The following is a 13672-nucleotide window of genomic DNA, read 5'->3' on the forward strand; positions in this document are numbered from 1 at the left end:
CCATGATTAAAAAACTTGCCGGTTTATTGCTGTTGTTGCCGGTATTGGCGATCAGCAGTGTGGCAATCGCGTCAGATCAGCAAAGTGCAGCGGAGCTGCGCAAATTGCTGGATCAGACCACCACGCTGAAAGGTGAGTTCGTGCAAACCCTGTTTGACGGGCAGGGCAAGGTGCAGGAAGAAAGCTCCGGTGATTTTGTGCTCAAGCGCCCGGGTAAATTTTACTGGAATACCAGGCAGCCTTATGAGCAGTTGCTGGTGTCCGATCAGGAAAGCATTTGGTTATACGACCCGGATCTGGAGCAAGTTACCGTGCGCTCGGCGCAGGATGATCTGCAACAAACACCGGCCTTATTGCTCAGTGAAGACGTGAACACCTTGCGTGAACATTTCGCGATCACTCAGCAGGCGGTGGATGCCAGTCGTGAAGAGTTTTTGTTAACGCCAACGCGCAAAGACGGTTTATTCCAGACGTTGACGCTGGTTTTTACCGGTGAAGCGAAGGCGCGCAAACTCAGTGAATTTCATATTCTTGACAACCTCGGCCAGCTGACCCGTTTTGTCTTCCAGAAATCGGTAGCTAACGAAACCGTGAGCGATTCCATTTTCCAATTCACACCGCCCGATGGTGTTGATGTACTTTACGATTAATGACTGACGACCTCTTCGGCAGCAAGGCTGTCGGCTATCAACCCCTGGCGGCGCGCATGCGGCCACGGAATCTTGATGAATATATCGGGCAGGAACATTTGCTTGGCCCCGGCAAGCCGCTGCGTGAAGCGGTGGCCCGGGGCCAACTGCATTCGATGATCCTGTGGGGGCCGCCAGGCGTGGGCAAAACCTCGCTGGCCCGTTTATTTGCCGACCAGGCAGACGCCCGTTTTGAAAGTCTTTCTGCAGTTCTCTCCGGTGTAAAAGAAATTCGTGCTGCGGTATTGGCGGCTGAGCAGGCGCGCGGCCGTAATGGTCGTAAAACCATTTTGTTTGTCGATGAAGTCCATCGCTTTAACAAATCCCAGCAGGACGCTTTTTTACCTTTTGTGGAAGACGGCACGTTTATTTTTATTGGTGCCACCACCGAAAACCCCTCCTTTGAATTGAACAACGCCTTGCTCTCGCGGTGTCGTGTTTACGTGCTTCGCGGCCTCACCAATGAGCATCTGGTGGATGTGTTGCAGCAGGCGCTGGATGACCACGAGCGTGGTATTACCGGTTCGGTGGGTGCTGCTGCCGATATCCTGCAAACTCTCGCCAGTGCCGCCGATGGCGATGCGCGAAAAGCACTGAACTTGTTGGAAATTGCTGTTGATCTGGCTGATGAGCAAGACGGCAAGCTGGTGATTAATGAAAGTGTGCTGGCCGAAGTGCTGAGCAGCGATGTGCGCCGTTTTGATAAAGGCGGCGACCTGTTTTACGAGCAAATTTCGGCTTTGCATAAATCGGTGCGCGGCTCCTCGGCCGATGGTGCGCTCTACTGGTTGGCAAGAATGCTGGACGGCGGTTGCGATCCTCTGTACATCGCCCGTCGCGTGGTGCGTATGGCCAGCGAAGACATCGGCAATGCCGATCCGCGAGCCTTGACGCTGTGTTTGAATGCCTGGGATGTACAGGAGCGACTGGGTAGCCCGGAAGGTGAACTGGCCATTGCCCAGGCCGTGGCTTACCTGGCGGCAGCGCCGAAAAGCAATGCGGTTTACAGCGCTTTTAATCAAATACGGGCTGATGTACGTGTGCAACCGGCCTATGACGTGCCTATGCATTTGCGCAACGCGCCCACCAAATTAATGAAAAGCATGGATTACGGGGCAGAATACCGCTACGCCCATGATGAGCCGGGCGGTTATGCCGCCGGGGAAAATTACCTGCCGGAAGACATTGCAGATAAGCGTTACTACTTTCCGGTTGATCGCGGGCTTGAATTGAAAATGCGTGAAAAATTCGCGCACCTGCAACATCTGGATCAACAAAGTCCCTGGCGGCGTTACCGCAAATGAGTTGGCTTGCTGTCGCGTTGGGCGGGGCTGCCGGTTCGCTGTTGCGCTATGCCATTGGCCTCGGTTTTCCTTTTGCCGGTCATCGTTTTCCCTGGTCAACCTTTGCTATTAATGTCGCTGGCAGTTTTTTAATCGGGTTGGCCTGGGTGCTGATTGTTGAAAAAGCGGCCGGGTGGCCGGAAGCGCGTTTGTGGGTTATGACCGGCTTTTTAGGCGGTTTTACCACCTTCTCCAGCTTTTCGCTGGAAGCTCTCCTACTCTGGCAAAACGGCCATGCGTCTTTGGCGCTGGGTTATTTGCTGGGCAGTTTACTGGCGGGCATGATGGCCATTGTGCTGGCGGTCTGGCTGGCCCGGCAGCTGTGGCTGTAAGTGGCTTGACGGTTGTAATGCCGGAATAGTCAGGCTATTGTGCACCACCGGATTTTTTAGTGCTTTCACGACAATTGCCGTGAGCGACCCTTCGATAATTTTTACCGTTAAAGTGTATTCAGATCATGCTCGATTCAAAAGCCCTCCGAAATAACCCTGAAGTGGTTGCCGCCGCGCTGGCAAAGCGTGGCTATGTACTGGATGTAGCGCGCATCAAATCCCTTGAGGAAGAACGCAAGGCGATCCAGATTCGCACCGAAAACCTGCAGCAGGAACGCAACTCCCGCGCTAAAAGTATTGGTCAGGCCAAAGCGCGTGGTGAAGACATTGCGCCTTTGTTGCAGCAGGTTGATCAGCTGAAAAGCGACCTTACCGAAGCCGAAGCTGCGCTGGAAAATATTCAGGGCGTATTCAATGAACTGCTGGCCGGTATTCCCAATATTCCCGCCGACGATGTGCCTGAAGGTCGCGACGAAAACGACAACGTGGAAGTCCGCCGCTGGGGCACACCCCGTGAGTTCGATTTTCCTTTGCTGGATCACGTGGATCTGGGTGAAAAGCTGGGCGGTCTGGATTTTGATACCGCCAGTAAAATTACCAGTGCGCGCTTTGCGGTATTGCGCAAAGGCGTTGCCCGTTTGCACCGTGCGCTGGCGCAATTCATGCTGGACACCCACACCGGCGAACACGGTTATGAAGAAGCCAACGTCCCCTTTATTGTGAACGGCAGTTCGCTGTTCGGCACCGGCCAGTTGCCCAAGTTTGAAGAAGATTTATTCAAACTGACGGACGAGCGCAATTTCTATTTGATTCCTACCGCAGAAGTGCCGCTCACCAACCTGGTGCGCGATGCCTTGCTGGAAAGCGCTGTGGAATTACCCTTGAGCTTCGTGGCGCACACGCCCTGTTTCCGCAGTGAGGCGGGCAGCCATGGTCGCGATACCCGCGGCCTGATTCGTCAGCACCAGTTTGAGAAAGTTGAGCTGGTACACATTGTTCGTCCGGAAGAGTCGAACGCAACCCTGGAGTCGCTGACCGGTCACGCTGAAGCCATTTTGCAAAAACTCGGTTTGCCGTACCGCACCGTTTTATTGTGTGGCGGCGACATGGGCTTTTCGGCGATTAAAACCTACGACATCGAGGTTTGGGTGCCGTCGCAAGACAAATACCGCGAAATTTCATCTTGCAGTAATACCGGTGATTTCCAGGCGCGTCGTTTGATGGCCCGCTATCGCAACCCGGAAACCGGCAAGCCGGAGCTGGTACACACCTTGAACGGGTCCGGTCTGGCGGTGGGCAGAACCCTGTTGGCAGTGCTGGAAAACTACCAGCAAGCTGATGGCAGCGTGACCATTCCGGAAGTATTGCGTCCTTATATGGGCGGTCTGGAACGCCTGGATCCTGTGGCGTAACAAGCACTTTCAAAAAGCCGAAGTAGATACTACTTCGGCTCAGGTTGTTAACAAAGTGCCTAATTTTTCCGGCCTGTACGGCAAGTGCCATTCTGTCCGTTTGTCATTAGGATGTTTGTTCCAAAAACGCATGAATACGTCCCTGTAGCTCTGACGAGTCATCCCTGACTCGACAGTTTTGGAACAAACATCCTAACGCCAAACTCGCATTGTGCCGGTATGGGGTTTGTCAGCAGCCTGAGCCGAAGTAGTATCTACTTCGACTTTTGACAAAGCTCCTTACTTTTTGGCGCTGTCCATAAGTGCCATTCTGTACGTTTTTCGTCAGGATGGCACTCATCTGCTCCATCGAAAACCGGGAGCGCTTGCTGGCAATTAACTTGTTTTCCATCTCAGGCTGTCTCATTGTCACGTCTTTACGCGAGTGTTTTTGACCTATGGATTATTTCCCCATCTTTCTCGATTTGAAACAACAGCGCTGCCTGCTGATAGGTGGTGGGGAAGTGGCCAGTCGAAAAGGGCGAATGTTGTCCAAAGCCGGTGCCGTGCTGCGGGTTGTCGCTCATGATGTTTCGCCGGAACTGGTTGAGTTGGTGAATGCCTCGGGTGGTGAAATCGCATTGCGCGATTACCGCAATGAAGACATCGACGGTTGTGTGCTGGTGATTGCCGCCACCGACGACGAAGCGCTGAACGCCCGCGTGTCTGCCGATGCGCGGGCGCGTTTTATTCCGGTCAATGTGGTGGATGACCCGGCGAAATGTTCTTACATTACCCCGGCGATTGTCGACCGTTCGCCCTTGGTGATTGCTATTTCCAGTGGCGGTGAGGCGCCTGTGCTGGCGCGGTTGGTGCGAGCAAAGTTGGAAACCCTGATTCCTGCAGCCTATGGTCGACTGGCCGGTTTGGCAAGCCATTGGCGCGAGCGGGTCAAGCAGCGTTTTGAATCCGGCGATCAGCGCCGCCGCTTTTGGGAAAAAATTCTCCAGGGGCCGGCTGCCGAAATGGCGTTGAGCGGTCGCCTGGATGCCGCCGGCGCGCTGCTGGAAAAAACGCTTTACGAAGATGCTGGCGACCTCAATAGCGGGGAAGTTTATCTGGTCGGTGGCGGGCCGGGTGATCCGGAGCTGCTTACCTTGAAAGCGCTACGCCTGATGCAGCAAGCCGATGTAGTGCTTTATGACCGGCTGGTTTCCGATGCGGTGATGGAACTGGTGCGACGGGATGCCGAACGTATTTATGTGGGCAAGCGCCGCCATGAACACAGCATGCCGCAGGAAAACATCAACCAGTTGCTGGTTACTCTGGCGCAACAAGGTAAGCGGGTTTTGCGGCTGAAAGGCGGCGATCCGTTTATTTTTGGTCGCGGCGGGGAAGAAATCGAGCTGCTCTCTGAAAACCACATTCCCTTTCAGGTGGTGCCCGGCATTACTGCTGCGTCCGGTTGTTCTGCTTATGCCGGTATTCCTTTAACGCACCGCGATTATGCGCAGTCTGTTCGCTTTGTTACTGGTCATCTGAAGTCTGACAATCCCAATTTGCACTGGCCGGAGTTGGCAGAAAAAAGCCAGACACTGGTGTTCTATATGGGCTTGCCCGGTCTGGCGGATATTTGCCAAACGCTGATTCGCCATGGCCGAGAGCCGTCAACACCGGTAGCACTGGTAGAGAAGGGCACCCTGCCGGAACAGCGGGTGTTGGTGGGTGATCTGACCACCATTGTGGACATCGTTGCTCGGCAGGAAGTCAGGGCGCCCACCTTGTTTATTGTGGGAGATGTCGTGCGCTTGCACAGCAAGCTGAACTGGTTTGCTCCGGAATCACAAAGCGTAAGTTAAGGCCTTAACTGATAGCTTCATCACAAAAGCGGCAACTTCTGGTTATGAAATAACCGCATTGGCCGATACATCATGAGTAAGGGTGTCAAAACCTTATCCGTTCGTGGCGCGAGTGCTGCGAAACCATGATGGAGTGATGCAATGACCTATCTCGGCCCTATATCCACCTTACCGCCTTCTGCGACCTTGCCGCCGCCAACCAATCCCGGTGCGCGACCACAAACCACTGCCATCGAGCGCAGTGCTGATGCTACTCATGGTCAGCCAGCCTTTGTTGAGCGTCGACGCGGCCAGCGCCGTCGCCAGCAACAATCCCCCATGCTCGACACCCGCCAGGGGCGGGATCGTCGTAAAGCCTCTACGCCGCCGATTATTGATATCGAGGTTTAAGGCTTATTCTGTCAGGCAAGCCGGGTCGAACACATACTCATCATTGAGCCAGCCGCAGATTTCTTCAGCACCTTGCTCTGGCCAGCTCTCGGCAATTTGCCGGTATTTGCGTTGCAGCGCTTTTTTATCCGCGTCGCTTAGCCCTTTAAGCCCTTGCTGCTGGAATTTTTCCGCGTCGTTTATCAGTGCCGTTGCGAAATCGGTAGGGTACAACTCCCGGCAGGATTGAATAAATGTCTGTTCCGGGTTGTATTGCCGTGGTTGCCGAAATGCCTGGGGCACGCTGAACAAGGCTGTCCGGGATAACATTGGCTGATTCATCGGATTGGCGCAGTAACCGCTAATCAGTTCCGGCAACCGGGCGTGGCCGGCAGGAACGGCGCCCAGATGCAAAAAACCGGATTTTACGGCACCGTCATTGACAGGGTAGTTGTCCCATAAAAAGGGTTTTCGGCCGAAGGCGGCGCTAATCTCCAGCAGTGAATCCTCCGGGTACGCTAGCGAACACACCTTGGGACCCGTCCAGAAAAACTCAATGCGGCGGTCAATGCCGCGTCCCAAATCCTGCCAGTAGTTGTCGGGCATGGCGCCAAACACTTTTTCAAGCACCGGATCGGTGGAATAGTAGGTGGGGCAGAAAATAAACTGTTTGGCGTTACTCAGTTCGGCGATGGTTTCTACCCAGCGGATTTGTTGCTCTGCCAGTTGTGGCCAGTCGCCGCGCATGTCATCAAACAGAATGCAAAGAATATCCGGCGACAGCTCGTTCAGCTCTGCCAATTTGTTGCGCAAGTGCTGACGGTTCTGGCTGATTGGCGCTTGATAAATGTCCAGCGGCGTTAATCCAATACCAAAGCGCAAGTCGAGGTTGCGGTGATGTTCGCGCAGGGTTTCCAGCGGGCGACGAATCTCGGCCGGCCAGGCGCTCTGCCATTGGCGGCGTAAATAAACGTCATCTTTTGGCGCATAAATGTAAAAGTCATAGCCATTGCTGGCGAGAAAATCGGCCATTTGGCGCCGTTCCTGCCAGCTCCAGCTGCGCCCAAAGAAGCCTTCAATAATGCCGGGCGGCGGTATTGTTGAGGGTGCGGAATCCGGGGATTTGATCATGCTGCTATCGTCAGTTTGCGTATGTTGAATCGGGGGCATTACTTTAGCGGCTTTTTCGCCGTAGATGATAATTTTTCCACGGCGATTCAGGGGCTTCGCTCGCCGTTGCGAATTGACACAGCAAGGGCATCTGCCTATGATAGCCGCCTTTTTGAGCCGCAAAAAAAATATGCCGTTCCAGCAACCGACGGCACCTCTGAACTGGTCATTTTTCGACACGCAAACCTGAGCTATCAGGCCGTTTCAAACGATGTAAATGACTTTTTCGTGCAATGTGTTCAACAGTACCGTACAGCAGGGCGAAGATCCTTCGGCGGTGATGTTGTCAAAGCAGTTGAGACGACAGGAATCAACCTATGAAGACTTATTGTTCTGCGTATTACTACGGGGTGCTCAATGGCTAACCGTACCGATCTGAAATCCTGGCAAAATCTTGCCAAACACGCCGAAACCCTGAAAAGCCGCCATATCAGGGATCTCTTTAAAGAAGACGATTCCCGCTTTGAAAAATTCTCCATCGAACTGCCGCACCTGCTGTTCGATTTCTCCAAGAACCTGATTACCGACGAAACCAAAGCCGCCTTGCTGGCATTGGCCCGTGAAGTTGACGTTGAAGGCTGGCGCAGCAAAATGTTTGCCGCCGAGCACATCAACCACACCGAAGACCGCGCTGTCATGCACGTTGCCCTGCGCGATCGCTCGGACAAGCCGATTGTGATTGACGGCGAAGATGCTCGCCCGGCCGTAGCCGCCGAGCTGGAGCGGATGCGCAAGCTGTCTGAAAAACTGCGCTCCGGTGGTTGGGTCGGTTTTACCGGCAAGCAAATTACTGACATCGTCAGCATCGGTATTGGCGGTTCCAACCTGGGTCCGCTGATGGTGACCGAAGCTTTGTCCGCTTACAGCGACAAGCGTTTCAACATGCATTACGTTTCCAACGTTGATGGCGTACAAATCGCTGACGTGCTGGAAAAATTGAACCCGGAAACCACGTTGTTTGTGATTTCCTCAAAAACCTTCACCACCCTTGAAACCATGACCAACGCCCGCACTGCCGAGCAGTGGTTCCTCAAGGCGGCAGGTGATCGCAGCGCTATTGCGGCACACTTTGTTGCGGTATCTACCAACCGCAAGCTGGTAACCGAATTCGGCATTGCTGAAGAAAATATCTTCGACATGTGGGATTGGGTTGGCGGTCGCTTTTCCCTGTGGTCTGCGATTGGCTTGCCGATTGTGTTGTCTCTCGGTTATGAGCAATTTGAAGCCCTGTTGCAGGGTGCCTATGAGATGGATCAACACTTCCAGAATGCCCCGCTGGAGCAAAATGCACCGGTGTTGATGGCGCTGGTGGGTGTCTGGAACAGCAACTTCCTCGGTTATTCCGCTCAGGCGCTGTTGCCTTACGATCAGTGCTTGCACCGTTTCCCGGCTTACATGCAGCAGGCCGAGATGGAAAGTAACGGCAAATCGGTCAACTGGGCCGGTGAGCGCCTGAACTACCGCAGTGTGCCCCTGATCTGGGGTGAAGTGGGTATCAATGGTCAGCATGCGTTCTATCAAATGCTGCACCAGGGTACCGATATTATTCCGGCAGACTTTATTGGTTCGGTCGAGAGCAACATTGATGTTCCCGGTCACCACGATGCACTGATGGCCAACTTCTTTGCCCAGACCCAGGCGTTGATGCAAGGTAGTGACGAGCAGCAGGTTCGCGCCGAACTGACCGCCAAAGGCTTGTCTGAAGAGCGTATCGCGGCACTGATTCCGCAGAAAGTTCATCGCGGTAACCGTCCTACCAACACCTTGTTGTTGCAAAAGGTTGATGCCCGTACCCTGGGTGCTCTGATTGCGCTCTATGAACACAAAATTTTTGTTCAGGGCATTATCTGGGAAATCTATTCGTTTGATCAGTGGGGTGTTGAACTGGGCAAAGTATTGGCTACCGGTATCCAGCGCGAATTGGCGCCGGAAGCGGCGGTCGGTACCGGCCATGATGCTTCAACCCGTAATCTGTTAAACTTTTACAAAAAAGCACGAAGTAAACAGCAGTAATCTCGGCTGTTGGGAGTGAGAGAGCACCGGGACGATTCGAAGGCAATGTATCTTCGAGTGCCCGGTAGCAAAAAATCGCCAAGAAACAGGTTCTATCTGGCGTTCAGTTACCGGTTTGGCATATTGGCTTGCAGAAATTAACCGTTTGTAAGGGTTTTGCAGGCGCCATGAAACCGGTTTAGCAGTTGTTGTCCCCGGAGAAGAAAAGGGATGCAACTCTGTAATTGACCGCTTTTTGTTCCTTCTTATTGCAGCGTTCGGGGTCGCTACCTGCCGCTGCGTTCCGTGGCAGCCCAAAAAACGAGAAATGGTATCCAAATGACCGACCCCAGACTTGTTGAAATTACTGATCGGATTATCGAAAGAAGCCGTGCAACCCGTGCGGCCTATCTGGAAAAAGTCGCACGGATGCAAAGCAAAGGCCCGGCGCGCAAGCGTTTGGCTTGTGGCAACCTGGCACACGGTTTTGCCGCCTGCGGCCCATCCGACAAAGAAGCTTTGGCAGAAGGTGATGCACCTAATCTGGGTGTGGTATCCGCTTACAACGAAATGTTGTCAGCGCATGTGCCTTACGGCACTTACATGGAGCCGATTCGTCAGGCTGCCCACGAAGCGGGTATGACCGCGCAGTTTGCCGGTGGTGTTCCGGCCATGTGCGACGGTGTTACGCAAGGGCGTGACGGCATGGATCTGTCGCTGTTCAGCCGCGATGTTATTGCCATGTCTACCGCAATCGCCCTGTCGCATGACATGTTTGACGGCGTTATGTGCCTCGGCGTGTGTGACAAAATTGTTCCGGGTTTGTTGATTGGTGCGCTGTCATTCGGTCAATTGCCCACCATTTTTATTCCCGCTGGCCCGATGACGCCGGGCTTGCCGAATGCTGAAAAAGTTCGCGTTCGTCAGTTGTTTGCTGAAGGCAAAGTAGGGCGCAAGGAGCTGCTGGCGGCAGAAAGTGCTTCCTATCACAGCGCCGGTACCTGTACTTTCTACGGCACCGCCAACAGCAACCAGATGTTGATGGAAATCATGGGGCTGCATTTACCGGGCAGCTCATTTGTTAACCCGGAAACCCAGTTGCGGGAAGTGCTGACGCGCGAAGCAGTAAAGCAGCTGGCCAAAATTACCACCGCGGGCGGTAACTACACCTCGCTGGCCGATATCGTTGATGAAAAAGTGATTGTCAACGGCGTCATCGGTTTGATGGCAACCGGTGGTTCTACCAACCACGCCATCCATATTATGGCGATTGCCCGCGCTGCCGGCGTAAATTTGAATTGGCAGGATCTTTCAGACTTGTCTGATATAATCCCGCTGATGTGTCGCATTTATCCTAATGGTCTTGCCGACATTAACCGTTTCCAGGCGGTGGGTGGTATGGGTTATCTTATGCGCGAACTGCGCAAGGTCGGCCTGCTGCACGATGATGTTAAAACCGTGATGGGCGAGGGCGGTTTGACGCCTTACACCAAAGAGCCTTTCCTGGATAACGGTGAGCTGGTGTGGCGTGATGCCCCCGCTGAAAGTCTGGACGACGCGGTATTGCGCCCGGCGCACGCACCATTCAGCCCCGAAGGTGGCATGAAATTATTGAAAGGCAACCTGGGTCGTTCGGTGATCAAGGTTTCTGCGGTAAAACCGCAATATCGCAAAATAAAAGCACCTGCGGTGGTTTTTGAAACCCAGGAAGATCTGCAAGCAGCTTTCAAGCGTGGTGAGCTGGATAAGGACTTGATCGCTGTGGTTCGCTTCCAGGGGCCAAAAGCCTGTGGTATGCCTGAGCTGCATAAATTGACCCCGTCTCTGGGTGTTCTCCAGGATCGTGGCTTCAAGGTGGCGCTGGTAACAGACGGACGTATGTCCGGTGCATCCGGCAAGGTGCCGGCGGCCATTCACCTGACACCCGAAGCGCTGGATAATGGCCCGATCGGTTTGATCCGTGACGGTGACATGATTGAATTGGATGCTGAAAACGGCAGTTTGGTGTTACTGGTCAGCGATGAAGAGCTGCAAGGTCGCCAGCACGCTGCTGTAGATTTATCAGCCAGCCATCAAGGTATGGGGCGCGAGCTGTTCGCACCGTTCCGCGCCTCTGTTGGCCAGGCTGAAGAAGGAGCAACGGTTTTTAATTGGTAATGGTTTCGCTGAACCCGCCGCTGGCGGGTTTTGATGAAGAGGGATAACCCGGTGCGGTGTTTATACACGAATATTGACCGGGTACATCCGACTGACATCATCAAGGTAATAGAATACTCAGTGAGACAGATTGATCGGGATAGCGACTACAGGATAACCCCTCATGCTCGAAGCTTTTGATTTTGTAATTTTTGGTGGTGCCGGTGATCTTGCATTGCGCAAATTGGTACCGGCTTTTTACCGCGCCTACCGCAATGGCGAATTGCCCAAAGGCACTCGCATCATTCCAACCTGTCGTAATACCGATGTTGTTCGCGACTACAAAAACAAGGTTCGTGAAGCCGCGCAAAAGCATTTGCGTGCGGATGAATTTGTCGATGCAGACTGGCAAGCATTTGAAGAATATATTTTCCCGATCTTTCTCGACATTGCCAAAAAAGACGAGAAGTGGGACGAAATGGGTGCTCTGCTGAACGGCAGCGGCAATGCCCAGCGCGTTTTCTATCTCTCTACTCCGCCTTCTGTTTTCAGCGTATGCAGTAAGCATTTGTCCGAAACCGGTTTGATCACGCCGACCTCACGTGTGGTTGTCGAAAAACCGCTGGGTTATGACTCAGCCAGTGCTGAAGAAATCAACAGCCAGATTGCCGAATATTTTGACGAAAGCTGTATTTTCCGTATTGACCATTACCTCGGTAAGGAAACGGTACAAAACCTGCTGGCGCTGCGCTTTGCCAATGGTATGTTCGAGCACCTGTGGGATGCCAAGACCATTGATCATGTGCAAATTACCATTGCCGAAACCGTGGGTCTGGAAGGTCGTGCCAGTTTCTATAATGACGCCGGTGCAATGCGCGATATGGTGCAAAACCATATTCTGCAATTATTGTGTCTGGTGGCGATGGAATCTCCAAACCGCCTGACCGCTGATCGTGTTCGTGCAGAAAAATTGAAAGTATTGGAAAACCTGCGTCCGTTGACCGGCAACAGCGTGAAAATCAATACCGTTCGCGGTCAGTTTGCGGCCGGCGAAATCAATGGCAAGCCGGTACCTGCTTACCAGGAAGAGTTGGGCTCAACCAGCTCGACCGAAACCTACGTTGCTATTCGTGCGCACATCGACAATTCCCGTTGGGCCAACGTGCCGTTTTATCTGCGCACCGGCAAGCGTATGAAGCAGCGTTTTGCTGAAATTGTTATTCAATACAAAGATGTTGCTCACCGTGTGTATCCGGAAGCCGCCGGAAAAACAGTTCCCAACCGTCTGGTTATCCGTTTGCAGCCGGAAGAGAACATCAAGATCGTAATGACTACCCGCAATTTGGAAAAACAGGAAACCGAACTGCGTCCGGTAGTACTGAATTTCAACTTTGCTGATACCTACAAAGACTTCCAGAGCGATGCTTACAAGCGTTTGATGCTGGATGCTGCCAAGAACGATGCCAGCCTGTTTATTCACCGTGCCGAAGTAGCGGCGGCGTGGGGCTGGGTTGATCCGATTATTGAAGCCTGGGCGCGCCCTGAAAATAACCCGCACTTCTACCGTGCCGGTGGCTGGGGCCCGCAAGCGGCTGATGAACTGATTCAGTCTGATGGCCGCAACTGGTTTGTAGTTGATGAGCTGGCCGCAGAAGGTGATTCGGATGATCGTTGAGAGATTATTCAAAAGCCGTGAAGAAATGATCGCGGCAGTGCGCGAAGATTGTCTTACTGCTTTGCAGCAAGCCATTGAAGAGCGCGGTGAAGCAACCTTTCTGTTATCCGGTGGCAGTTCGCCAGAGCCGGTTTACAAAAGTTTGAGCGAAGTTGATATCGACTGGTCTTCTGTTTACGTGGGACTGGTCGACGAGCGCTGGGTTGATTTCAACCACGATAAAAGCAATGAAGCGTTTATCGCCCGCACCTTGCTGCAAAACAAAGCGGCCAGTGCCAATCTGATCGGTATGAAAAATTCTGCAGAAACTGCTGCAGAAGGTTTGGCCGATTGCGAAAGTGCTTATCAGCAATTGGCGCAACCGTTTGATGTCACAATTTTGGGAATGGGGCCGGATGGCCACACCGCTTCTTTCTTTCCGCATGCGCATGGTCTGGAAGCGGCGTTGAATCCCGAATCAAAAAAACTCTGTGCCGCGATTATCGCCAAACAAAGCGAAGTGACCGGTACGGCAACAGAGCGTATGACATTAACGCTCAACGGTTTGCTGCAGTCCCGTCATCTGATGTTGTTGATTACGGGCGAAGAAAAGTTGAAGGTTTTCCGTGAAGCCCAGGCGGGCAACGACGTTGCTGCAGTTCCGGTTCGCGCTGTTATTCAGCAGGAGCAGGTTCCGCTGATTGTTTATTGGGCTCCGTGATTTATTTTTCACAAGA

General features: G+C 53.2%; 12 protein-coding genes. 11 read left to right on the forward strand and 1 reads right to left on the reverse strand.

From position 1 onward, the window contains the following. The first annotated feature begins 2 nt into the window (after positions 1-2). The 6 genes from lolA to C4F51_RS07315 all read left to right on the forward strand — a co-directional run bounded on the left by lolA (position 3) and on the right by C4F51_RS07315 (position 6004). Entirely contained in the window at positions 3-650 is a 648-nt protein-coding gene (lolA, locus tag C4F51_RS07290) for an outer membrane lipoprotein chaperone LolA (protein ID WP_193908541.1), read from the forward strand. Next, entirely contained in the window at positions 650-1993 is a 1344-nt protein-coding gene (locus C4F51_RS07295) for a replication-associated recombination protein A (RefSeq protein ID WP_193908543.1), read from the forward strand. The genes lolA and C4F51_RS07295 overlap by 1 nt, the downstream gene beginning before the upstream one ends. Further along, on the forward strand, positions 1990-2364 hold the full coding sequence (gene crcB / locus C4F51_RS07300; RefSeq protein WP_193908545.1) for a fluoride efflux transporter CrcB: 375 nt from the start codon (positions 1990-1992) through the stop codon (positions 2362-2364). The genes C4F51_RS07295 and crcB overlap by 4 nt, the downstream gene beginning before the upstream one ends. 125 nt (positions 2365-2489) lie before the next feature. After that, positions 2490-3776 carry a serine--tRNA ligase gene (serS, locus tag C4F51_RS07305; protein ID WP_193908547.1) on the forward strand — a complete coding sequence of 429 codons (1287 nt, stop codon included), beginning with the start codon at positions 2490-2492 and terminating at the stop codon, positions 3774-3776. 437 nt (positions 3777-4213) lie between these two features. Continuing rightward, positions 4214-5614, forward strand: coding sequence for a siroheme synthase CysG (gene cysG / locus C4F51_RS07310; protein ID WP_193908549.1), 1401 nt, complete (start codon positions 4214-4216; stop codon positions 5612-5614). A 141-nt stretch (positions 5615-5755) separates the two neighbouring features. After that, positions 5756-6004, forward strand: a complete 249-nt coding sequence (locus tag C4F51_RS07315; RefSeq protein WP_193908551.1) for a hypothetical protein — start codon at positions 5756-5758, stop codon at positions 6002-6004. Positions 6005-6007: 3 nt separating this feature from the next. Here the strand turns inward: C4F51_RS07315 and C4F51_RS07320 are convergent, their stop codons facing one another. Beyond that, positions 6008-7114 (reverse strand): beta-N-acetylglucosaminidase domain-containing protein, encoded by a 1107-nt coding sequence (locus C4F51_RS07320; RefSeq protein ID WP_193908553.1) that lies wholly within the window; start codon positions 7112-7114, stop codon positions 6008-6010. Between the two features lie 21 nt (positions 7115-7135). Between C4F51_RS07320 and C4F51_RS07325 the strand changes: the two genes are divergently transcribed. From C4F51_RS07325 to pgl, 5 genes are all read left to right on the forward strand, one after another. After that, on the forward strand, positions 7136-7474 hold the full coding sequence (locus tag C4F51_RS07325) for a hypothetical protein (protein WP_193908555.1): 339 nt from the start codon (positions 7136-7138) through the stop codon (positions 7472-7474). A gap of 36 nt (positions 7475-7510) precedes the next feature. After that, positions 7511-9166 (forward strand): glucose-6-phosphate isomerase, encoded by a 1656-nt coding sequence (pgi, locus tag C4F51_RS07330; protein WP_193908558.1) that lies wholly within the window; start codon positions 7511-7513, stop codon positions 9164-9166. 318 nt (positions 9167-9484) lie between these two features. Continuing rightward, a complete protein-coding gene (gene edd, locus C4F51_RS07335; RefSeq protein ID WP_193908559.1) occupies positions 9485-11302 on the forward strand; it encodes a phosphogluconate dehydratase in 1818 nt (605 codons plus the stop codon). Positions 11303-11465: 163 nt separating this feature from the next. Then, entirely contained in the window at positions 11466-12956 is a 1491-nt protein-coding gene (gene zwf / locus C4F51_RS07340) for a glucose-6-phosphate dehydrogenase (protein WP_193908561.1), read from the forward strand. Further along, on the forward strand, positions 12946-13656 hold the full coding sequence (gene pgl / locus C4F51_RS07345) for a 6-phosphogluconolactonase (protein WP_193908562.1): 711 nt from the start codon (positions 12946-12948) through the stop codon (positions 13654-13656). Before zwf ends, pgl begins: the two co-directional genes overlap by 11 nt. Positions 13657-13672: the final 16 nt, after the last annotated feature.

The organism is Cellvibrio polysaccharolyticus (assembly GCF_015182315.1).
In the GTDB taxonomy this organism is placed as follows: domain Bacteria; phylum Pseudomonadota; class Gammaproteobacteria; order Pseudomonadales; family Cellvibrionaceae; genus Cellvibrio; species Cellvibrio polysaccharolyticus.